The following is a 22,528-nucleotide window of genomic DNA, read 5'->3' as shown; positions in this document are numbered from 1 at the left end:
CCTTCCGCATCACTCGAAGACGCTGCCCAGAAAACCTTGGGCATGCTCTCACTGCCCGTGAACCAGACGGCGTCGGTGGTGGCACCGCGCCGGGCAACCGCCGGGCCTTCCACCGGACACGCAGGTATCTCCCAGCCATCTGCGGCTACCCGCCCGTCGTGCTGCTGCCCGGAGGGCGTGACCCGTACGGACGCAATATCGCGGATCTCGGCGTCGGTGCGGTCGCGATACAATACGCGCACGTCGGATCCCTCGCGCACGGACGCCGTCATGCAGCAATCGCACACCTGGTTGTCCAACTCAATGTCGCGCGTTGGTCGCGTTTCGCCGGGCTCGAAGCGGGCCCAGCGCAGGCTCATCGCGCCCTGGTGTGCCGCGTGCGCATCGTGGCTCGCTGCGTTCTCGTGAGACGCCTCGCTGTCTACCGTGTAGCGTCCATCCAGCCACGTCACCCCCAGCGCCCCATCGCCAAGCACCACCGACGACAGAAAGCCGTGCTCGGCGGGTCGCCCTTCACCGTGAAGGATAAACGGATCGCTCCACGTGACGCCGCCATCGACCGACCACGCGGCGTGGATGCTGTAATGATAGGCCGCCGGACCGCTGCGCACAAGCCAGTGCGCAAAGAGCCACTCCCCAACCGGACGCACGCCGGGCGTATCCGCCCAATTTGCAAACCAGTCGTCTCCTTCGGCAACGGTCCGCGGTGCCGTCCAGGAGCTGCCGTCATGGCGCACGAATTGCAGCGCATGCCCGGCATCCGTTTTGGATAGATATGACAGGAGCAGGTGGCCGTCCGCATCCACCGAGAGACGGGGAGCGAAGGTGTCGCCCGCAACGGGGGACTCAGCAGGCAGCAGCGTAAGCCCGGGCGCCTCTGGCGTGCTGCACGCCCCGAGGCCCAGCGCGAGCATGGCGCATGCAATGAGCATAGCGGAAAGATATTGCATAGATCGGTTTGTCTGAGCGCTGAGGACACGACGCATGGTGTAATCCAAGAATGGTATTCTCCAAGAAACGAAAGCAAGAAACGAAAGCGAGACGGCACATGCCAGACCACACACCAGATCACGCGATTTCTGGTTTCGTGATACGCTGGACGCGACCAGTAGTATCTGCAAGTAATATATGAAAGCAGTAGATGTGTAAAATGCCTGTCTTATCCGTGTTTGGCAGTGAACAACACAGGCGCTCAAAACTGAAACGGAAGTCCACATGCACTCTTCGAAAGCGTTCTAAAACGCTTGCCTAAGCGTGACGGTGGTCGCTCGTATTCCCACCTATTCAGCCCCTTCTTCCAATGGAAGACGCTCCTACTGTACTGGTCATTGGCGGCGGTGCGACTGGCACTGGCATTGCTCGCGACCTTGCGCTTCGTGGCATCAGCGTGATGCTTGCCGAGCGAAACGGCCTCTCCAGCGGGGCGTCGAGCCGGTCGCACGGACTGCTCCACAGCGGGGCCCGCTACGCCGAGGCCGATCGCACCGGTGCCGAAGAATGCATTGAAGAGAATCGCGTGCTTCGCTCCATCGGCGGGGCGTGCATCCGCAACACAGGGGGGCTGTTTATCCAGCTTCCGGAGGATGACCCAGACTACTTCGAGAGCAAGCGGGCAGCCTGCGAGTCTATCGGTATCGAGACGCGTGTACTCGACGGAAATGCAGCGCGGCGCGTCGTGCCCGGACTCTCCGAACGCGTGGAACGCGCCATGTGGGTCCCCGACGGGGTCGTCTATCCCTCACGCCTCAGCGCGGCCAACGCTGCCGATGCCGAGGAGCATGGCGGCACGGTCTTCCCGCATGCGCCTCTTGAGAACCTGACCGTTGAAGACGGGCATATCATACAGGCCACACTGGGCGGCAGCGTAGATGCAACGGTTGCCCCACAGTATGTGATCAACGCGACGGGCGCCTGGGCCGGACAGGTGGCCGCGATGGCCGGCGTCGATGTCGAGATGGCGCCCTCGCGGGGTGTTATGATCTCGGTGGCATACGACGCCCTCGGCCCCGCCCTCAACCGGTGCCGCGACCCCGATGATGGCGACATTATCGTTCCCCACGAAAGCGAAGTTGTACTCGGCACAACAAGCGTTTCCGTCTCCGATCCCGACGCATATGAGGAGGCCGAATGGGAGGTCGAGAAGTCGGTTCAGGAGTGCGCCAAGATGCTGCCGCCGGTTGCTGAGGCGGCTGTGGTACGCACCTGGTGGGGCGTGCGCCCGCTGTACGCGCCCGACGAGCAGAAGAGCAACCGGCGTGGGATCTCGCGAGGGTTTTTCGTGCTCGACCATGCCGACGACGGGGTAGAGAACTTCCTGAGCATCGTGGGAGGGAAGCTCACCACCTACCGCCAGATGGCCGAAGCCGTGGCAGATCGCATCTGCAGCAAGCTCGGTGTGGAAGCCGAATGCCAGACCGCCACGCGTCCGCTACCCGGCGCCGACGACCCGGACCGGCTCGATGCGTTCGTGGCGCACTACGACGCGCAGGGCCCTACCGACTCGGATGTGGTTAAAAACGGTGCGGCAGCCTGAAAACCTATTTTGACTCCGAGGTGCTCTTTTGCTGTGGCACCTTAGCTATCGATTTTTCTGCAATGTAGAGCGCTGGACGTTGGCGCGTCGAATCCACCGCCTCGAAAGACGGTTCAGAGAACGCACGCTGCTGCGAGCTACCTGCTCAATTCCCTGCTTTCCCTGACTGCCGTCTTGCCCATGCGCCCCACCCATATCCTCGAAACCAGCCTATACGCGTCGGATCTGGAGGCAGTACGCCACTTTTATGGCACGGTGCTGAACCTACCCGTGGTGTTTGACGAGCCCAACCGCCATCTCTCGTTTCAGTGTGGCGATGGCATCCTGCACGTGTTCATCGCCGAAGTGACGCGCCAGACCGAATCGCTGCCCGCCCACGGCGCCGACGGCCCCGGACACGTTGCGCTTGCTATCCCTTTTGGGCAGGTGGATGCGTGGCGAGCGCGCTTCGACCAGCACGGTATCTCTGTTGAGGACAGCACGACCTGGCCCCACAACGAACAGGCGGTATCGCTTTACGTGCGCGACCCGGCAGGCAACAGCGTGGAGCTGGCCACACCCGAACTGTGGGGCCTCGGTGCAGGACCCCGCGACGCCGCCGTGCAGCGCATTCGCCCGCACGTTCCGGTCGACACCGACGACCAGCGGCCCATGGAGCAGTTCCAGAGCCGTACGCTGCGTCCGCTATGCAAACTGCAGAACCCGCTCATCCTGACGACGGTGGCGCGCTACCTGGCCAAGTACAACACGGGCGTAGCTCAGATGGACCGTGCCGACCAGGAGGCGAAGGTGCGCAACCTGCTCAAGGAAGACCGCCGCCTGAAGCGTACGCTCGTGGGCCTGATTGCCGGCCACTTTACCGAGGACGAGTTTGCGTTCTACCTTGACCATCAGCGCGAGGTGCGGCGCCGGCTTGTTGCGCTGCTTACCCAACGCGCATTAGACCAGCTGCAGGCGATTGTTGATCGCACGTGAGGCCCTGCTATGGCACGGCCCTCTGCGCCTCGAAAGCGCACCAGAACCGGCAGACGGGCACCTGGGCCCCGCATCCGTAAATCCATGATGAAACTACACTGCTGGCTGTGCACTAACTGGATCATTTGTAAGGGCGTCGCGTGCATCCTGTGCTACAAACAAAAAGCTACAGACAGAAAGCCGCCAACGTAGCTCAGTTGGTAGAGCAGTCCCCTCGTAAGGGACAGGTCACCGGTTCGAGTCCGGTCGTTGGCTCTGCAGCCCTGCCGTCCCTTCTGGCGGCAGGGCTTTTTGCATGTATGTTGTACTCATAAGATGTACTCATGCATGTTGTACTCATTGTACTCATGCTTACGCGGGGGGCCATTGCACCCCGACTGCGCCCCGGCGCTGTTCATCCGCATACGCTACTTATCCCCTTTTACACGATGCCTCCTTCTATCGACCGCCTCGACGTAGGCACTGAAGCGCCTGATTTTACAGGGCCTACGCAGCATGAAGAACCGCTCACGCTGTCGGACTACCGCGGGCAGTGGGTGGCGCTTTACTTCTATCCGAAAGACAACACCCCCGGATGCACCAAGCAGGCCTGCACGCTGCGCGACGGGTATGAGCGCCTGCAGGAGCACGGCATTGCGGTGATCGGCGTATCGGAAGACGGGGTGGACTCGCATACCGAGTTTGCAGATGAGTATGCGCTTCCGTTTCCGCTGGTGGCAGACCCCGACCACGAGATTCTAACGACATATGGCGTGTACGGTGAGCGAAATCTGTATGGCAACACCGTTGTCGGCACCAAGCGCACCACGTATCTTATCGACCCCGACGGCGTGATCCGGCACGTGTTCAAGCGTCCGAAGACCGATGCCCATGTCGACGAGATCTTTTCGAAGTGGGGCGGACTGTAGTACAGCGCGCTGACCGAGGCGTTGCGCCCGGTTTGCTGAACAATGCAACGGTGGTTAAGTTAGCAACTGAGTAGCGGCGCCCCACCGTCGCATTCCGACTATCCCACTCTTTCTATTGTCCCCCGTCCGCTTTTATGCTGCACGAGACGTACGAGCCCGTCATAGGGCTGGAGGTGCACTGCCAACTGCAAACAGAGGCGAAGCTATTCAGTCCTGAAGCCGCCGCCTACGGAGCGCCCCCGAACACGCACGTCGACCCGGTAAGTCTGGGGCATCCTGGCACGCTGCCGGTCTTAAACGAGGCGGCTGTAGCGCACACGTTACGTATGGGGCTGGCCACGCACTGCGAGATCGCCGAGCAGTCATTCTTTGCGCGCAAGCACTACTTCTACCCCGACCTGCCCAAAGGCTACCAGACCTCGCAGTTCGACACCCCGCTCTGCTTTGGCGGCTACCTTGAGATTGATGCAGGCCCCGAGGACGACGCCTCCGAAGAGACGCCTCGCAAGCGCATTGGCATTACGCGCATCCACCTTGAAGAGGATGCAGGCAAGTCGATTCATGACCAGAGCGCCTCGCATACGCTGCTCGACTACAACCGCTGCGGCGTACCGCTCATCGAGATGGTGTCGGAGCCAGACCTGCGTTCGCCCCGTGAGGCGTACCGGTACCTGCACAAGGTGCGGCAGCTCGTGCGCTGGCTTGGCATCAGCGATGGCAACATGGAGGAAGGGTCGCTTCGGTGCGACGCCAACGTGTCGGTGCGCCCCAAGGGGCAGACCGGATTCGGCACGCGCACCGAGCTCAAGAACTTGAACTCGATTCGTAATGTAGAGCGTGCGCTCGAGTACGAGATCAACCGTCAGATTGTAGCGCGCGAGCGCGGCGAGGCCGTGCAGCAACAGACGCTGCTGTGGGATGCGGATGCGCAGCGCACCCGCACCATGCGCACCAAAGAGGCAGCCCACGACTACCGCTACATGCCCGACCCGGACCTGCCGCCGATCGTTGTGCCCCGCGAACGGATTGAGACGCTGCGCGAGGCGCTTCCTGAGATGCCTGATGCGCGACGCACGCGTTTCATGAGCAGCCTGGGCCTGCCGGCCTACGATGCGGAGGTGCTCACCGAGGAGCGGGCCCTGGCCGACTACTTCGAGGAGGCCCTCTCTTCGCTCTTCAAGCGCACCAAAGGCGGGGATACGAAAGCACAGGCGAAAGAGGTAGCTAACTTCGTTATGAGCGATGTGCTTCGCACGCTCAACGAGACCGACTACACACCCGAAACGCTCCCCGTTACGCCCCGGCGCCTCGCCCAGCTTGTATATCTTCGCCTCGAAGACAAAGTCAGCTCCAGCGGTGCCCAGGAGGTCTTCGAGCTGATGCTGGAGAACACCGACGACTCAGCCGGGAAGATCGCTGACGAGAACAACCTGATTCAGATTTCGGACCGCGGAAGCATTGAACCCGTCGCCGAATCGGTACTCGACGACAACCCCGATAACGTGTCCAGCTACCTCGACGGCAAAGACGGACTCCTGGGCTTCTTTATCGGACAGGTCATGCAGCGCATGGACGGCTCTCCGAACCCGCAGCTGGTGCGCGACGTGCTCTCTGAGAAGCTGGATGCGCGCGCCGAATCGGCGTAGCATACGTAGCTGCTTACCCGCTTCCTCGGGGCGTCTGCCCCGGGGCGTTCTGCATGTCCGTGGCATTCACACTATTGTATCATTTATCTTATAGCGTCGTGCGCATTTCATTGCTTCCCGGGCTCTCCCGCTGGTCGTCGGGCCTTCTCTGTAGCCTGCTGGCTACAATGGTTCTGGTTGCTGCGTGTGGGTCGGGGCAGGCCCAAGAGCAGCCCCGTATCGAAAGCGTATTCGAAGGTCAGATCACGGTTCACCCTGATGTCGACCCAACCGAAAACTACAGTGGGTTCACCGTGCTGGTCATCCAGCCAGTAGGGCGCAGCATCGATACGCTGGGGATTGCCCAGACCGACACGTCGGGGGCCTTCTCGATGACGATAAGCGCGCCAGAGCGGGCGGTATACCCCTACGTTGTACAGCGGCGCGGGAACGTGCTGCACGAAGGGGAGCTTGTCGTTGCCGAAGGCGATAGCGCCACGCTTCGCATGCAGCTTCCGGTGCGCGGGCTGGCCCGCATCCGCTCGCCCGAGAACGATGCGCTGATGGCGTATCGCAACACCATGGCCCTGCACCGCCAGACCATGGTCGACGGCCTGCAGGATACGTATGATGAAACCCGCATCGGGCAGAGCGTGCGCCAGACGAGCAGCATTCTCTGGGGACTGCGCGAAGGGTTTCCCGGCTCATACGTTGCCGACCTGGCAGCGGTCGAGTCGATCGCGATGATTCAGGGCTGGAACGACTCGCTGACTGTGGCGCGTGCGGTAGCCCTCTCGCCAACCAATCCACGTTATGCCGAGGCGCTGCGCATTGCGCGGCAGGCTGAGGCGGAGCGCAACGGCAAAGTTGCCGCGCTCAACCTTCTTGAGGAGGCTATCGCCCAAGCCCGAGAGAGCGGGGCCGACGCCAATGTGCGAGCGAGCCTGATGGCCGAGGTCGTTCGCACCCATCTCGACAGCTTAGACCGCGACGACGCGCTGCAGGCTGCGCGTACGCTGCGCAGTGAGTACCCGAACACTGAATGGGCCGAGTGGGCCTCTCGCGCCGAATACGAAGCCGAGAACCTGCTGCCGGGAAGTACCGCTCCTGACTTCAGTGTGACGACCACCGACGGTGAGACGCTCTCGTTAGACGCAATTGGAGAACGCCCGGTACTGCTTGAGTTTTACCGCCCACAGAATGCCCTCTACCGCGAGCAGATCCCTACGCGCAACGCCATCTATGAGGGCACCCAGTCCCAGGATCTGCAGATCATCTCGATCTCGTTAGAGCCCGACTCTGTGCTTAACGAAGCGTTTCGCGATGGCCGTTCGCTCCCTGGCCATCACGTGATTGCCCCCGAGGGTAACGAAAGCCCCTTACTTGAAACTTACAACATTGCATCCCTCCCCACACGTGTGTTGATTGATGCAGAGGGCCGCATTGTGAATAAGTACCTGGGCACGGCGATTGTCGCGCTTCAGGAGGACATCCGGACCTTAGACGCGAGCACGAGCGCGCGTTAGCAGCGGGTCTCTCAGTACGCGTTCGCGCGTCCAGCGTCCAGCATACAGCTTACTTTCGCTATCGCTCACCAGCTTCCTTTGTTTGAATGGGTACTCTGTCTTACATCAAGAACTTCATCAAAGACCGCGACGTAGCGGCAATCACCCCCTCCTCATCGTACCTGGTCAAGCGCGTATGCCGCTGGATCAACTTCGACGCGCCCTGCACAATCGTGGAGTATGGCCCGGGCGACGGGGTATTTAGCCGATACATTGCGCGGAACATGCACCCCGACTCATCGCTGGTGCTCATCGAGAACAACGATGGGTTTGTAGAAGACCTGCGGTCACTTGAAGAACAATATGAGCAGGTTACTGTGGTGCACGACCGGGCAGAGAACGTGCAGTCAATCATGGATTCGCTGGGTCTGGAAGCAGCGGATTACTTTCTTTCAGGCATTCCCTTCTCGTTCCTTGACGACGATATCAAAGACGACCTGCTGCAGGATACATTTGACGGGCTCTACGATGACGGCAAGTTCCTGGTCTACCAGAATTACAACCATATGGAGAAGCCGCTGCGCCGGCACTTCAAGCATGTTGAGAAGGAGTATGTCCTGATCAACATTCCTCCTATGTTCGCCTATGAAGCCCGCAAGCAGTAGCCCCCGGTAGCTCTCTGAACGCGGTCTTCTTTTCGACCACGTTCCGCCCTGACTCGCTCCACCTCGTTTCTCTATTTACTATAGCGCCTTACACGCATGCTTATTGCTGGAAACTGGAAGATGAACACCACGCTGCCCGAAGCGCAATCGCTGGCCGGGGCCATTGCCAGTGGCGCCCTTGAACGACAACGCGTTCTCTCTGGGATCGACATGCTGGTCTGCCCGCCAAGCATAAACCTGCAGGCGGTAGGCGGTGAACTTGCCGAAACGCCTGTCGCCCTGGGCGGACAGCACATGCACCATGAAGACAGCGGGGCATTCACGGGCGAGGTATCTGCCCCCATGCTTGCGTCTGTCGGATGCACCTACGTTATCGTGGGCCACTCCGAACGCCGCCAGCTCTTTGGACTATCGGACGCGGACGTGAACGCCCAGGTAAAGCAGGCGCAGACGCACGACCTCACGCCCGTGATCTGCATCGGTGAGACGAAAGCGGAACGCGATGCTGGAGAAGCCCAGGCTGTCGTCCGTCGACAGCTCCACGCTGCTCTTTCTGATGCCGCTGTAGTGCCCGGGCAGGTCGTCGTTGCATACGAACCGGTGTGGGCTATTGGCACCGGCGACTCTGCCACGCCTTCACAAGCGCAGGAAATGCATGCATTTGTACGTGGCGAGCTGGTGGCGCTTTCAACCAAGGCGGACGCTGCTGGCATCCCTATCCTGTACGGTGGCAGCATGAAGCCCCATAACGCCGAATCGCTGCTCTCGCAGCCCGATGTCGACGGCGGACTAATCGGCGGAGCCAGTCTCTCAGCCGATGACTTTCTTGCTATCGCTGAAGTCGGAGCCGCTGAAGTTGCTGCCTAAAAACCTGCTTAGGTTTGGCTTGCAGCCTTATGGCACCATGTTGCAGAACGGTGCAACATGGTGCCAGCGCATGCTTGCCTTGGAACCGCTTTCAACGCACGCTGTGCTTTTATCTCTTTCTCCTTACCCCCCCACTCGCATGCCCACCGGAAGTATTGTCGGCTGGGGCCACTACGTCCCCGAACGCGTGGTCACCAACGACGAACTGTCAGAGTACATGGATACCAGCGACGAATGGATCCGCTCACGCAGCGGCATCCGCGAACGGCGCTTTGCGGCTGACCATGAGACGACCGCTACCATGTCGGTTGAGAGCGGCCGCCGTGCGCTTGACTGTGCCGGCGTAGCTCCCAGCGATGTAGACCTTCTTCTTGTTGCTTCTTCTTCGCCCGACTACCTTACGCCGCCGGTCTCCAGTCAGGTGCAGCAGGGGCTCGGCATGCCGACTGTTGGTGCCATGCAGCTCACGGTGGGATGCACCGGCTTCTTGTATGGCGTGGTGACTGCCGAGCAGTTTATTCAGGCAGGGACCTGCGAGACGGTTCTCGTTATTGGCACCGAGCTGATTAGCCGCTGGCTAAGCTGGAATACCCGGAGCACCGCGGTGCTCTTCGGCGACGGCTCGGGCGCCGTGGTCATGCAGGCGTCTGATACGGGCGGCGTAGACAGTCACGTTCTGGGGTCAGATGGCGAAGGCGCCCAGCATATCATCGTGCCTTCAGGTGGGGTGGCGCAGCCTGTCACGCACGAGGGCGTCGACAACGACGAACCAACCTTAGAAATGAATGGACGCGAAGTATTTAAATTTGCCACGCGCATTATGGATGGCGCCGTGAAAGAGGCGCTGCGCACGTCTTCGCACACCGTAGCCGACATCGACCTGCTTATTCCTCATCAGGCCAACGCCCGCATCATTCAATATGCGGCCAACTCACTTGGGCTCAGCGACGACCAGGTCTTCATGAACCTCGACCGCTACGGCAACACCTCGGCAGCCAGCATCCCGCTGGCTCTCTCTGAAGCGTTTGATGCCGGCTATGCGCAGCCGGGCGACACGATCGCGCTCGTCGCTTTTGGGGCCGGACTCACCTGGGGGGCTACGATCCTTGATCTGCCTACCTCCTTACCGGCGCTCTCGGCTCAGGCCCGGTCGTCGCCGGCCCGCACAGATGCATCTGCACGATCCTGATCGGAATGTAAACCCGTCCAGCATGCGTACGGCTGCGCACGCAGTTGCTTAGGCGGCCCTGTCTGACTACGCGTCGTCTGACGTACTGGATTTGCTCTTGGCGCTCTTACTACCAGCTTCACTGCTTTCTGAGCTGCTGGTACTTCCTGACGTGCTCGTCGACGTTGTCCCGTTTGACGTGCTGGTCTTGCCTTTCCGTTTGTAATCGGTCTCGTAAAATCCGCTACCTTTAAAGATAAGGCCGGCGGATCCGCTGATGATGCGTTCTACAGGCTGTCCGGTTTCCGGACAAGTGGTAAGCGGATCATCGGTAATGGACTGCTTGATCTCAAACTTCGTTCCGTCTTCACGACGGTAGACGTAGGTAGGCATAACCGGGTTACAACAAAAAAGTGAAAATAGGTCGTTATGGAAGGGCCTTGCTTCAACGCTTCGTGTAGGCAACGCCGAGCGCCTGCATTGCACCTGCATTGCAGACGCTGCTTTAGGGAATTCAGAACGGACGCACACGCGAATTAACGTGCTTGTTCCGCGCTTTAGCACGAAGAAATGAGGCATGTTTTACTGTGCCGGACGCGCTGCTACCGAAGCAGTAAACTCGTCCGTCGTCAAGCTCCCTGAGAGATCGTCTTGCTCAGATACCGTCTCAGGGAAGAGCGTGTGCGCAGCGCGCAGCACGCGCTCAATGCAGATGCGGAACCAGGCCGTGTATCGATCTGGGTGTTCATTGATATCGTTGATGAGCACTGCAGGCTCCATCCACGCCCAATCCTGTACTTCATCGGGGTTTGGGTGTACATCCGGCGTTGCTTTTCCAATGAACACATGATCGTACTCGTGCTCGATCATTGTGTCGGAAAGCACCGCCCGGTACGTAAACCGAAAGGCCGGGTGCAGGTCGCACTGAAAGCCCATCTCTTCTTGCATCCGCCGCTGAACAGCTGCTTCAACAGGTTCGTTCGGAAGCGGGTGGCTGCAGCATGTGTTTGACCACAGCCCTCCCGAGTGATACTTCTTCACGTTGCGCTGCTGCAACAGCAGGCGGCCTTTCGGATCAAACACAAACGCCGAGAACGCGCGGTGCAACCACCCCTGCTGGTGTGCTTCTAACTTATCGGCAAGCCCAACGGGGACATCGTGAGCATCAACCAGGACGACTCGGTTTCGCATATTAACACATTTGTTATAGTCTGATGATGGCACTACACACACGCACTACATACGATCTGGATGCACTGTGCCGGCGTACCATTGTGACAATTGTGCATTTATTTTAACTCTGGGTCTTTCGGCTTACGAAAGCAACACCTGCTTCCATAGGTTACAACTGCTCTTTATCCAACAAACACTGTACTCTTATGCCAACACTTACGATCGAAGGAGAAGGAAGCTTCGAAGTTGAGAAAGGCACCCGACTGGTAAATGCGATCCGTGAGGCCGGGGTCGACATCGGGCACCGCTGTGGCGGCCATGCCCAGTGTACCACCTGCCGCGTTACATTCTCAGCAGGCGAACCTGATACGATGACACCTGCCGAGCATGAAAAGCTGCACCAGATCAAGCAGTTCGGCGAGATGCGGCTGTCATGCCAGATCCGCGTTGACGGCCCCATGCACGTAACGCCCCTGATGCGTCTTGAAGACCAGTCGTGGGACGATACCGGGCCCGAACCGGCAGATGCTATTGAGCCGGAAGACAATCCGGTCTCCATCGACTCACTTGAAAGCGATGCGTAATCTCGTAATTCAGGCTCTATAGTGACGCTTCGCAGCATACCGGATGCATGTTTGAACTGCTCCGGAAACGCGTCGGCATGCGACTTCGGTGAGGGGGGGGCATCCGAATCGTTGACGACGCACCGTTTTTGTGTGCGTATTGCGTCAATGTGCATGGGGTTGATCAGTCTGTACGGGGGTAGACAGCGAACCGTAGCGGTCAGCTACGCATTGCTATATGTGGCGTAACGTGCCTCTTTTTTGAGAAGATGCACCTCGTGTCTTCCCCCCTTTGCTGTCTGTTGACTTTTCCACGCTATGTCTTTAATACGATCCAACCGCTGGGTTCAGGGGCTGCTCCTAACGATCGGAGCGTTTCTCACCCTGCTTCTTATTGCCCCCGGCATCTTTGTTGAATACTTCTGGCTCAGCGAGCTGGGATACGGGAGCGTTTTCTGGACCAAACTTGGCTTTCAGGCCACTATGTTTGGGCTGGTGTTGCTCATTGCCGGTTCCTACTTCGGCGGCAACATCTTACTATTCATGAAGCGCCTGCCTCCCTACTGGGCCTCTCAGCTCAGCCAGGGCGACGAAGGCCCACAACTGGGCGGGCGCCCTCTTACCGAGGGGCGGCTGAAACGCCTTGGACTGGGGCTCGCCGCAATCTTCACACTGCTCTTCGCCATCGGCTTTTCAGGCCGGTGGGATGAGCTCATGCGCTACTGGCATGCACAGCCATACGGACGCCCCGACCCGGTCTTCTCGCATGACCTCGGGTTCTACATGCTCGAACTCCCGTTCATCCAGTCGCTTCAGAGTGGATTCGTAGGGCTCGTCTTTCTGGGACTGCTCATTCTCGTAACCGGATATGTGCTCGTCGGTGCTATTGGCGTGCGCAACGGCCAGCTTGAGCTACGCCCCTCTGCGATACAACACATTGGCGTCAATGCCATTCTCCTGCTCATTGGATGGGCATGGGGCTTCTATCTCGACCGTTATGAGCTTCTCATGGAGCGCAGCGGCACGGTGTTCGGAGCCAACTATACCGATATCAACGTGGTGATTCCGGCCCTCTGGGTTATGATCTTTGCCACGCTGTTTCTCGCTGTGCTGGTTGCGCTTAACCTGAAGCGATTCCGCTTCCGTCTCGTATCGTACGGCGCCGGCCTCTACGTGCTTGTACTTATTGCCAGCATGGTTGTGGCCCCTCGTGTAGTAGACCAGGTACGCGTTATTCCAAACGAACTCCAGGTCGAGGAGCCGTACATCGCAAACAACATTGAGTTTACGCGTGAGGCTTTTGGCATCAACGACTCGGTTGAGCGCGAGTACCCCGCCCGTACCGAGCTCGACCCGGAGGCACTGCGTGATAATGAAGACGTGGTGCGCAACGTACGGCTCTGGGACCCTCGCCTTCTGGTCGACACATACGTACAGCTGCAGCAGATTCGTCTGTACTACCAGTTCTATGAAGTCGACGTCGACCGCTACGTTATCGACGGCGAGTATCGCCAGGTTATGCTCTCGCCACGCGAACTTACGCAGCGCCTTCCGTCCGGATCGGACACCTGGTTCAACCGCCACCTGCAGTACACGCACGGGTTTGGAACGGTTATGAACCTCGTAGCGCGAGAGGGCATCGAAGGATCGCCCGAGTTTCTGATGCGTGACCTGCCGCCTCAGGTGGTCGACTCCTCACTCGTGGTCGACAATCCAGCGATCTACTACGGCAGCCGCACTAATAACTATCGCATTGCCCCTTCAGACGCGCAGGAGCTCCACTATCCCGCCGGTGATGAGAACGTGTATACGAATTACACGGGACACGGCGGCATCCTGCTTGATTCTTTCTGGAAGCAGCTACTCCTCGCCTATTACATGGGCGACTATAACATCGTGCTGTCGCAGTACCTGAATGAGGAAAGCCGCATTCAGATCTGGAACAACGTATCGGAGCGCGTTCAGCGCGTAGCGCCCTTTCTCATGTTCGACCGCGACCCATACTTCGTGATTAGCAACAAGCGGCAGTATTGGATTCAGGACGCTTACACCACCAGCCGGTCGTTCCCTTACAGCGAGTCAATTGAAGGGCATGGCAAGTACAACGGGCTGCAGTACATCCGCAACTCCGTCAAGATTGTCGTAGATGCATACGACGGCGACGTCGGACTCTATGTGATGGAGCCCGACGACCCCATTGTACAGACCTATGTGTCTGCTTTCCCGGATCTGTTTCAAGAGTTCGATCAGATGGGGGCCGGGCTGCAACGCCACATCCGCTATCCACAGGACATGTTTGAGTTGCAGATTGAACGGCTCCGCCGCTATCACATGCAGCGCCCGCAGGTCTTTTACAACAACGAAGACCTCTGGACACGCCCCATCGAGAACTACGACGGGCGCCAGGTCCGCATGGAGCCCTACTACATCATGACCCGTCTTCCGGGTGAGGAAGAGCTCCAGTTTATGCTCATGACTCCCCTCACGCCCGATGACCGGGACAACATGATCGCCTGGATCGCGGCTCGGTCGGATCCGCAAGATTACGGGGAGATCGTAACCTATAAGCTGCCTAAAGACCGGCTTATCTACGGGCCCAACCAGATTGAGTCGCGCATCGACCAGGATCCTGAAATCTCGCAGCAGATTGCGCTGTGGGATCAGCGTGGCTCCCGTGTGCTGCGTGGAAACCTGATCGTGGTTCCCATTGAGGATTCGTTCCTGTACGTGGAGCCGATCTTCCTCATTGCCGATAACATCCGCATCCCGCAGCTACAGCGTGTAATTGTGTCGTACGACGAGTTCGTCGTCATGGAGCGCACGCTGAACCAGGGGCTGAATCGCATCTTCGGCGAAGAGGTGATTGAGGCTGAAGAGTCGATCGTGGCGCAGGTGCAAGACACTCCCGATCAGCCCATCAGTATTGAGGATGCGCCCGGTGTTACGCCACAGAATATCGGACAGGCCCGCACCCTCATCCGGCAAGCCCGGCAGGCCCTTCAAGATGGCGACTTCGGTCAATTCGGGCGTCGCTTCGATGAGCTGGAGGAGCTCCTCCAGGAGGAGGCTGACGAGGTCCCCACGGTGCCTACGGGCGCCCCAGATGCCCCGGATGAAGCCACACCGCCAAGTCCGGTGCCGGATGCCCCGCCTACCGATGATGATGCAGCGCCGCAACAGCCATGACCGGGTAGCCCCCCTGGCTGCCAGCACGGCAACACATGAAAGCCCGACCCGGCGCTTTGTCGCGACAGGTCGGGCTTTTTCTGTGGAGAGCGAGCGCACATATGCAGCTTTTGGCTTCGGGACCTGTTGCGCGCATCCTCCTCACGTGCCTACCACGCCCCGTGCGTACCACAACCCGGAATGGCTCCTGAGCAGCGTGTGGGCTGTGTCGCAGTACCAGGGCGACCGATTGCGACCGTCTCCTTAGAGCCGCAGGGCCGTGCTCAACCCAACCTCAAAGCCGGTAAAACTCCCGAACGTGTACGCGCTGGTTGCCCCCACCCGTATCGTCGAAAACCGCAGCTGGGGAGCCAGTTGGATGCGGACCGTAGTAGCTGCATCGAAACGAGTCGTCGCTGTGTAGTGCTGCACGTCGGAGCGCAGCCCGATGTGCACTGTGTTTGTAAGCGTGCGTGCGTATCCCACGACACCGCTCCATACCGACGGAAGCACCTGCTGCGTGATTGCGGCGCCGGCCTCCACGCCGTTCTGCATGAGAAGCACAGGACGAAACCGGCTCTCAGGCCAGTTCTCATAACGGGCTTGCATGCGCAGCGTCTGGGCGTCTCGCTGCCAGTAGTACTGCGCCCGTACCGACATATTGTAGCGTGCTTCAAACCGATCCAGATCGCCTTCGGTATCGGTGCCGAAGTAGGTGGCTGTCACGTCGAGAGCTACTGTCGAGGCCGGGCTCAGCCGGTAGTCGAGACCTGCCTGGCCCTCTATTTCGTTACCGGGCACATAGTCAACGCTGCTGGCCGCCAGGGGACGGTACCCGCCTTGATAGCGTCCGGTCAGCCCCATCCCCAGAACAAGATCGGCGGAAACGGGCGTAATCCACGAAAGCCCGGGCGCCACTGTCCATCCTTGCCCAAATGTAGGCACCTGAAACCGGTACGGACGCTGGCTGGTTTGCGCCGTTGTCTGCAGTTCTTCGTTGGAGAGTTCGTTCTCGCCAACCGGCACGTTTGTGTCCAACGCCAGCACCAGGTATCCCTGCCCAGCAGGAACGAGATGCTGTACGTTGAGCTTCAGATCGGTCGGACCGGCTACGGTGGCCAGGGCATTCCCGCTTGCGTGTGCGTACTGCATTCGCGCTTGCGCAGATGTACGTGTTCCAATCGGCACGGTCGCCTGAATTGCCGTGCTCCACGCCTCAATCGTAGCGTCCTCGTCGTCGACGCGCTGATACACCGGCGCAATGCGCACCTCAACAGGGCGCTCCTCATTTTCAAGGCGCAGTTCAGGAGCCTGAGCCTGAACGGCAGGCGCAGCAACGGTAGCCACCAGTGCCATGCAAAACCATACGGTGATGCACGACACAAAGCGCCGGTCAAACGGCGTACGTACACAGTTCATCAGACTAAGCGTGTAGTAAAGTAAGCAAACGTCGGGGGTTATCGCACCACCACCATTTTCTTCGAGGCTGAAAACGTATCCGTTCGGATCTGGTAAAAATACGCCCCGCTGGCCACGCGCTGGCCGGCCTCGTTGCGGCCGTCCCAGCGCACCGTGTGGGTGCCTGCACTGTGCTCCCGGTCTACGAGCTGGCGCACGCGCTGGCCAAGCACGTTGTATATGTCAATCACAACAGGCGTGTCTGCACTTAGATCGTAGGCAATAGTTGTTCCTTCGCGTACCGGATTTGGGAAGTTAGCATGCAGTGCATCTTCTACCTGCTGCAGAGGGATGCCATCGCTTCGCTGCTCTGCAAAGGATTCCGTGCCAACCACAATGCGATAGCGGCGGGTGGTGGCTCCTGCTGGCAGATCAGCCGTGAACGCCTGGTTCTGTAGATCTACCGGGCGTTCGGCGTCAAGATCGATGACGTATCGCGAGAAGCCGTCGGGGAGCGTGCCTGTTTCGTTGAGGCGCACCCGCACTCGGTGATCAACCTGAAAGGCTCCACCGGTCTGCGCCGCTACCTCGATGTCCCACGCGTATCCCTCAGAGGGTGTAGAGACGTAGTGGCCTGCATAGCGCGTTGCATCGTCTATAACGTTCACACGCACATGCTCGCCGACAGGCGGTGCGGCCACAAAGGTGCGAGGGGGTTCATCTGTATGCCCCTCTGTATGCCCGCCTGCCCGAAAGCCGAGGAAAGTCTGCGTATGCCGGAGCGCACGGCCTTCAAGATCGGCGATAAGCTGCAGCGAGTATTCCGTCGCCTCGGTATCAACAGAGGCACGGGCACGTACAGCTTCGCTGGTCTCACCAGACGCAACCGGCGGCACAACAATGGTGACGGGTTCTGGAGCTTCGTTGTACACGAAGTAGCCAATCCACGGATCAAGCTGCTGCCGGTTGTAGATGTACTCAGGAGGCGCGTCAGGCGTTGGAGACCGGTAGGCGACGGGCGCCTGCACCGCGTCAGGGCGCGCGACCGCATCCCACGCGACCGCGAACCCGAAGGGCGTGCTTATCTGGTTCCACCCCGGCTCCAGCACCTGCTCATGCGGAGCATCCGCTGCGAACGACTGCCCGTTGTTCACCTCAAACGGCTCGCCCGTATCGGTAATGAGCCAGGCCGCTCTGCCGCGCTGGATCGTACGGACTTCCGGGAACTCGGCGTATCGCTCTTCGGCAGACTGCCACTCGAAAAAGCGCCACTGCTCGGGACTGTACGGCCCGTAAGCCTCAGCCAGTACATCGGTTGTAGCGCGCTCCTGCAGGTCAACCGGAAGCGCGATCATTCGGTACTGGTCGGATGCGAACGTGCCTTCTGCCGGTGTAGCAGGGATGCCTACTTGCACATGCAGTGGTGTCCGTGCGGCTTCCTCTTCAGGCGCCTGTGGCACGGTAACAGTCCCCTCCTCATCAGAGAGCGCAACGAAGAGATCAACGCCCGCCGTGGTAACAAGACCTGCTGGTACCTCAGCCGCCCAGCGCCCCGCCTCCTGCTCGGCAAGTGCGATCGATGTGTAATTCGACTCGCCTGCAACGCGCGCTTCGAGGCGCTGTCCATCGGAAGGGATAAAGTTATCGGACACGAAAACGTCTACTCCGAATGCAGTGCCTGCCGTTGCCTCGTCAGGCTGCACGTCTACGTCGATTGCTTTAGCACTCAGATCGAAGACAGAGATCAGTTCCTCACCCGACCGGACATTCAGGCGCGTACTCTGGCGTCCCACTGTTTGTGGGGCAAACGCAAGCGTGATGCGAAATCCCTCGCCCGGCGCCACTTCGCCGTCATCGCTGGTGCTGAGCACCCGAAAGTGCTCAGTGGATTCGAGCGTTGCGCTCAGGTCAGTGAGCACTGAGCTACCAGTGTTCTGCACTTCAACCTGCTGGGCCACCCCTCGAACTCCAACTGCTGCCGGGGCCAGCGATGCGGATACCGGTTCAGGCGTGGCTTCCTCATCAGGCTCAACATCAAATGTAATGATGCCTTCGCTCTCTCCTGCTGCATTCTGCAACTGATACGCTGCTGCGACCACGCCTATCTCTGTTGGTTCTTCAAAGATAAAGCTGCCATCCTCATTCAGCGTAAACAGTCCCCCGGCTAAAGGCGTCGCTACACCGGGGTCTACGGTCTCCCCACTCGTTGCATCCGCCGGCGCCAATACCGCTACAATAGCCGCTTCCGGAGCTCCAAGATCAGCACCGTTGAGAGCTCCCGGCGCCTCCACGGTGAGCGTCTCGTTCACTTGCATATCGAAGCTGGCCGCCGTGGCCACCGGCGCCTCACCACTCACGTCAATCGTGACCATGGCCGTGCTCTGACCGGCGGCGTTCTCCAGCGTGTAGTCAAACTCGAAGCTCCCCACTTCCGCCGGACCGTCGAGCGTCAAGCTACCATCTGCCTCAACCGTCAGCGTGCCACCCGCGAAGTCGATCGCCTCGCCCGGGCTCCAATTGGTCTCGCCTACAGTAATCGTTGTGAGTTCGGCTTCGGGGCTGCCGAGGTCGTCGTTTTCCAGGATCCCCGGCGCCTCCACCGTGAGCGTCTCGTTTACATCGGCGTCGAAGGTGATCGCTTCGGCCACGGGGGCATCGCCGGTTACATCAATCGTGACCGTGGCCTCTGCAGAAGCAAGCCCCAAGACGTCAACGACGGTGTAGGTGAAGGCATCGGTGCCAACGAAATCCTGGTCGGGAGTATAAACTACTATCCCAGCGTCGCTACCGGATTCAAGAGTTCCATTCTCTGGGCCGTTTTCGATGGCGAACGCTTCAAGGGCTAAGGCCTCGCCGACGTTCGTCACCAGGTCGAACAGGTCAATGTCAACGGAGACGTTTGCCTGTGTCGACGTAGTAAAATCCTCTGTCTCGGGGGGGTTGGCATCGTCAGTCGTGAAATCAATCCATTCACCGGTCGTGACGACCTCTCCTGCAACCGACGCTTCTACACGCACCTGATACGTAGTCCCGATCTCAAGGGCGGTAGCTTCTGCCGATATGGAAGCATTTTCGCTTCCCGCAAACGCTCCGGCCTCAATAAGCTGCGGAGGGGCTGATTCGTCTACCGACTCCAGCCGAAATGCATAAGCCACATCGGTCTCCGTGCTGTAAGGGTTGATGGTAGCGTTAAAGGTGGCCTCTTGAAAGCCCACATCAGCAGGCGCTTCGGTGAGCGCGCGCGGCGTAGCCCCCCCTTCAAACGCCCCCATGTCCACATCATCAGCAAGCACGCGTGCCTCATCATTCAGGTCGAGGGGAAGCGATTCGTTTGTGTCGCCGCTGTTGTTGAGGTCGGTTGCGTCGGGGGGAAGCAGTCCCTCGTTGCCTGCGTCGATTGCAGGCGAGTTACCAAGCAGCCGAAAGTCTGTGTCAAAAAGCGGATCTGTCTCGATATTGGCGCTTCCTTCGCCTGCCCAGCCGTTTTCGACGAGACTGTTGTTAACGGCCACGACGTTGCCGGAGGTACCCTCTGCTATATGGATAGGCGTATCGGATCCCCAGAAAATACTGTTTGCTATGTTAACGGATGACAGCCCGGTTTCGCTGTCTACTCCTATGAGCGCTTGCCCTGTATCGCTTGCCGGCGCACCAACGACCGTATGCTGTGCCAGCGTAACATCGAGCGATGCCCCACCCTGCGTTGTAAAAAACGCAGCAGACGGATCTGTCTCGGTCCCTTCTGTAGCTGTATTTCCCGCAAACAGTACGTTCGCACTGCTCATATTGAGTTCCACATCTTCCCCGATACTGCCTGCAAGGAGTCCACCCGCAACCGTGGAGGCTTGATTATCAGTAAACGATGCGTTGGCGAGCTGCATGCCGTCGATGGATCCGCTTGCTTCTGCGCTCACGACCATTCCTCCGCCAGCATCGGCTGCATTATCCTGGATTATAATACGCTGAAAGGAAGGTGCAATGAGTCCTTCGTCCGCCATAACGTAGATGCCTCCTCCGGCTACGTTCGTTCTATTTCCTGCAACGGTCAGGTTAGAGAACCGGGCGCTGCAGCCATCGCACACCAGTCCACCAGCGAAGGGGGGCGGAGTGCCTTCAAAAAAAAGACCGACGAACACCTCGTTGTCGCGGATGTGCAGGTTGTTGAGTGTGGCATCGCCAGCCACGTACACGCCAGCCGCGCGTGCCTGCCCATCTTCTGCAAAGCCGATATTCTGGCCTGAGCTTGCAAACTGAGGACTGTCGTCAAAATCCCCATCGGAAATGGTAAACCCGTCAAGCATCGTTTCGCTGGTTGTGGCTGCCCCGATTCGCACGACTGTCTGGCTGTTGGATTCGCCAAGTGCGCCACTGAGTCTGGTGTTGTTCGTTGCCGGGTCGCTATTGCGCTGGTCGGCACTGATTTCGTTCCCGGCAAAGCCACCAAGCACCGCCAGTGCATCCGGAATCTCGAAGCTGAGCGTGATGTCGTCTTGCGCAAGGCCGGGGCCCTGATCAGGACGATAGGTGCCTTCCGCTACCCAGACTTCAACGTCTTCTTCCAATGCGCCGATATCGAATCCATCAGATGCTGCAGCACGGGCATTTCGCACGGCCTGTAGCGAAGCTTGGAGCGTACGATATGGCACGTCCCAGCTGTTGCCCCCAGCATCACCAGACGCGTTCGCGTCTACGTAGATAGTGGGGCCCGCCGGAACGGCTCCGCCCTCAAATGCGCCTATGTTCATCTGCTGTCCTACAACACGAGGATTTCCGTCCAAGTCGGTGTCGTAGAAGGGATCGGTCTCCGCAAAGGGATCTGTTGGGATAAGATCGGCGCGTCCTGCATCAACAGCTGGCGAGGCCCAGTTGAGGCGCACATTTCCTGCGGTTGTGGGCGCCTCGTTCGCATCCACAGCGTCTGCAAAGAGCGGCGCTCCGTCGATATTGCCTCCTTGATCGATCCCGATGTCTGCATCCCAGAATCCGCCATCGAACGCCCCCAGCACGAGCGACGCCTCAAACGAAGCCGCAACATCTTCAACCTGATGCACTTCGTTGCCACTGGCTGCGGCACGGTTTCCAGCAATAATGCTGTTGGCTACGTTGAGCTCTCCGTTCAGAATGCTGTGATAGATCCCACCGCCACGGTCGTCGGCGCTGTTGGCATGAATGGTTACGTTAAACAGATCACTTCCTGCCATTGCCGAGGCCGACTCGTTGATGGCAAGCCCGCCCCCATCGGAGGCCCGGTTCCCGCTTAGCACCGTGTTTGCCGCAATGACTCCGGCGCCCGCACCTTCTCCCTGTGGGCCGACATAGATTCCACCGCCAAGCTGCCTGGCTTCGTTCCCTCGAATCACAACATTGCGCAGCGCGAGGATCTGTGATGCGTTGTTGGGGGCCAGATGCAACCCGGCCCCATTCCCATCGGCATAGTTATTCTCGATGACAAGGTTTGTAAGCTGGATGTTTGTGCAGTTCCCCCGGCACGCTATGCCCGCTCCGTTAGCAAAGTCGCCCCCATTCGCGTTTCCTCCCGAAACGGTGACCCCTTCAAGCACAGCTCCTGTCACATCCTCAAACGCCAGTACCGTGTAGCTATTGCCGTTTCGGCTTCCGTTCTGGTTGATGTCGCCACTTAGCACGGTTGTAGACGGGTCTACCGGGCTGGGACGTTCGTCGATACTGGTCTCAGTGCCTTCGAATCCACCATACACCGCAAGCAATTTGTCGATGCGGAACGGCACTGAACGGTCTTCTTCGGATGGATAGTACGTTCCCGCTGCAATCCAGATCTGACTTCCCTCGCTTGCATTGGCCAGCGCTGCGGCAAGACTCTGGTAGGCGGTGTCCCACGACGTGCCCAGGTCATCGGGCAGCACGTCAGCAGGCGCGCTTGCATCTACATACACGATGGTGTTTTCGTCATCGGCATGTGCATGGCCAACGCTGCCTATGAGCAGCATAGCAACCAGCATGGCTA

Annotated in this window: 15 protein-coding genes and 1 tRNA gene; 11 read left to right on the top strand and 5 right to left on the bottom strand. The window is 59.3% G+C overall.

Annotation, left to right across the window (positions count from 1 at the left end):
- Positions 1–950: sialidase family protein (locus tag PPP56_RS06440; RefSeq protein ID WP_353563214.1), on the bottom strand; the 950-nt coding region annotated here is incomplete at its 3' end.
- A 350-nt stretch (positions 951–1,300) separates the two neighbouring features.
- On the opposite strand from PPP56_RS06440, the gene PPP56_RS06435 reads away from it, so the two are divergent.
- The 9 genes from PPP56_RS06435 to PPP56_RS06395 all read left to right on the top strand — a co-directional run bounded on the left by PPP56_RS06435 (position 1,301) and on the right by PPP56_RS06395 (position 10,267).
- A complete protein-coding gene (locus PPP56_RS06435; protein WP_353563213.1) occupies positions 1,301–2,533 on the top strand; it encodes an FAD-dependent oxidoreductase in 1,233 nt (410 codons plus the stop codon).
- Between the two features lie 180 nt (positions 2,534–2,713).
- Positions 2,714–3,508: a VOC family protein gene (locus tag PPP56_RS06430; protein ID WP_353563212.1), complete on the top strand. Its 795-nt coding sequence runs from the start codon at positions 2,714–2,716 to the stop codon at positions 3,506–3,508.
- Positions 3,509–3,690: 182 nt separating this feature from the next.
- Positions 3,691–3,763 (top strand) — tRNA-Thr (locus tag PPP56_RS06425).
- Positions 3,764–3,936: 173 nt separating this feature from the next.
- On the top strand, positions 3,937–4,416 hold the full coding sequence (bcp, locus tag PPP56_RS06420; RefSeq protein WP_353563211.1) for a thioredoxin-dependent thiol peroxidase: 480 nt from the start codon (positions 3,937–3,939) through the stop codon (positions 4,414–4,416).
- A 134-nt stretch (positions 4,417–4,550) separates the two neighbouring features.
- Positions 4,551–6,062, top strand: coding sequence for an Asp-tRNA(Asn)/Glu-tRNA(Gln) amidotransferase subunit GatB (gatB, locus tag PPP56_RS06415; RefSeq protein ID WP_353563210.1), 1,512 nt, complete (start codon positions 4,551–4,553; stop codon positions 6,060–6,062).
- Positions 6,063–6,229: 167 nt separating this feature from the next.
- Positions 6,230–7,567, top strand: a complete 1,338-nt coding sequence (locus PPP56_RS06410; protein ID WP_353563209.1) for a TlpA family protein disulfide reductase — start codon at positions 6,230–6,232, stop codon at positions 7,565–7,567.
- Between the two features lie 86 nt (positions 7,568–7,653).
- Positions 7,654–8,211 carry a class I SAM-dependent methyltransferase gene (locus tag PPP56_RS06405; protein WP_353563208.1) on the top strand — a complete coding sequence of 186 codons (558 nt, stop codon included), beginning with the start codon at positions 7,654–7,656 and terminating at the stop codon, positions 8,209–8,211.
- A gap of 96 nt (positions 8,212–8,307) precedes the next feature.
- Positions 8,308–9,078, top strand: coding sequence for a triose-phosphate isomerase (tpiA, locus tag PPP56_RS06400; RefSeq protein WP_353563207.1), 771 nt, complete (start codon positions 8,308–8,310; stop codon positions 9,076–9,078).
- 139 nt (positions 9,079–9,217) lie between these two features.
- Positions 9,218–10,267 (top strand): beta-ketoacyl-ACP synthase III, encoded by a 1,050-nt coding sequence (locus PPP56_RS06395; protein ID WP_353563206.1) that lies wholly within the window; start codon positions 9,218–9,220, stop codon positions 10,265–10,267.
- A 66-nt stretch (positions 10,268–10,333) separates the two neighbouring features.
- Here PPP56_RS06395 and PPP56_RS06390 read toward each other — a convergent pair whose 3' ends face one another.
- Together PPP56_RS06390 and idi are read right to left on the bottom strand one after the other, a co-directional pair.
- On the bottom strand, positions 10,334–10,639 hold the full coding sequence (locus PPP56_RS06390) for an FmdB family zinc ribbon protein (protein WP_353563205.1): 306 nt from the start codon (positions 10,637–10,639) through the stop codon (positions 10,334–10,336).
- A gap of 189 nt (positions 10,640–10,828) precedes the next feature.
- A complete protein-coding gene (gene idi, locus PPP56_RS06385; RefSeq protein WP_353563204.1) occupies positions 10,829–11,437 on the bottom strand; it encodes an isopentenyl-diphosphate Delta-isomerase in 609 nt (202 codons plus the stop codon).
- Positions 11,438–11,625: 188 nt separating this feature from the next.
- Here idi and PPP56_RS06380 point away from each other — a divergent pair, with 188 nt between their 5' ends.
- Positions 11,626–12,003, top strand: coding sequence for a 2Fe-2S iron-sulfur cluster-binding protein (locus PPP56_RS06380; protein WP_353563203.1), 378 nt, complete (start codon positions 11,626–11,628; stop codon positions 12,001–12,003).
- 297 nt (positions 12,004–12,300) lie between these two features.
- Positions 12,301–15,168 (top strand): UPF0182 family membrane protein, encoded by a 2,868-nt coding sequence (locus PPP56_RS06375; protein WP_353563201.1) that lies wholly within the window; start codon positions 12,301–12,303, stop codon positions 15,166–15,168.
- 243 nt (positions 15,169–15,411) lie between these two features.
- Here PPP56_RS06375 and PPP56_RS06370 read toward each other — a convergent pair whose 3' ends face one another.
- Both PPP56_RS06370 and PPP56_RS06365 read right to left on the bottom strand, forming a co-directional pair.
- Positions 15,412–16,566: a hypothetical protein gene (locus tag PPP56_RS06370; protein WP_353563200.1), complete on the bottom strand. Its 1,155-nt coding sequence runs from the start codon at positions 16,564–16,566 to the stop codon at positions 15,412–15,414.
- A gap of 38 nt (positions 16,567–16,604) precedes the next feature.
- Complete coding sequence (locus PPP56_RS06365; protein ID WP_353563199.1) at positions 16,605–22,511, bottom strand: Ig-like domain-containing protein; 5,907 nt, start codon at positions 22,509–22,511, stop codon at positions 16,605–16,607.
- Positions 22,512–22,528 lie beyond the last annotated feature (17 nt).

This window comes from Longimonas sp. (assembly GCF_040409695.1).
Lineage (GTDB): Bacteria > Bacteroidota > Rhodothermia > Rhodothermales > Salinibacteraceae > Longimonas.
The sequence above is the reverse complement of the archived record's forward strand: the minus strand, read 5'-3'. Positions and strand labels throughout refer to the sequence as shown.

What these genes read in the sequence shown, in the direction of transcription:
- PPP56_RS06435 (WP_353563213.1), top strand. Translation starts at nt 1,301, where the DNA reads ATGGAAGACGCTCCTACTGTACTGGTCATTGGCGGCGGTGCGACTGGC.
- PPP56_RS06430 (WP_353563212.1), top strand. Translation starts at nt 2,714, where the DNA reads ATGCGCCCCACCCATATCCTCGAAACCAGCCTATACGCGTCGGATCTG.
- bcp (WP_353563211.1), top strand. Translation starts at nt 3,937, where the DNA reads ATGCCTCCTTCTATCGACCGCCTCGACGTAGGCACTGAAGCGCCTGAT.
- gatB (WP_353563210.1), top strand. Translation starts at nt 4,551, where the DNA reads ATGCTGCACGAGACGTACGAGCCCGTCATAGGGCTGGAGGTGCACTGC.
- PPP56_RS06410 (WP_353563209.1), top strand. Translation starts at nt 6,230, where the DNA reads ATGGTTCTGGTTGCTGCGTGTGGGTCGGGGCAGGCCCAAGAGCAGCCC.
- PPP56_RS06405 (WP_353563208.1), top strand. Translation starts at nt 7,654, where the DNA reads ATGGGTACTCTGTCTTACATCAAGAACTTCATCAAAGACCGCGACGTA.
- tpiA (WP_353563207.1), top strand. Translation starts at nt 8,308, where the DNA reads ATGCTTATTGCTGGAAACTGGAAGATGAACACCACGCTGCCCGAAGCG.
- PPP56_RS06395 (WP_353563206.1), top strand. Translation starts at nt 9,218, where the DNA reads ATGCCCACCGGAAGTATTGTCGGCTGGGGCCACTACGTCCCCGAACGC.
- PPP56_RS06390 (WP_353563205.1), bottom strand. Translation starts at nt 10,639, where the DNA reads ATGCCTACCTACGTCTACCGTCGTGAAGACGGAACGAAGTTTGAGATC.
- idi (WP_353563204.1), bottom strand. Translation starts at nt 11,437, where the DNA reads ATGCGAAACCGAGTCGTCCTGGTTGATGCTCACGATGTCCCCGTTGGG.
- PPP56_RS06380 (WP_353563203.1), top strand. Translation starts at nt 11,626, where the DNA reads ATGCCAACACTTACGATCGAAGGAGAAGGAAGCTTCGAAGTTGAGAAA.
- PPP56_RS06375 (WP_353563201.1), top strand. Translation starts at nt 12,301, where the DNA reads ATGTCTTTAATACGATCCAACCGCTGGGTTCAGGGGCTGCTCCTAACG.
- PPP56_RS06370 (WP_353563200.1), bottom strand. Translation starts at nt 16,566, where the DNA reads ATGAACTGTGTACGTACGCCGTTTGACCGGCGCTTTGTGTCGTGCATC.
- PPP56_RS06365 (WP_353563199.1), bottom strand. Translation starts at nt 22,511, where the DNA reads ATGCTGCTCATAGGCAGCGTTGGCCATGCACATGCCGATGACGAAAAC.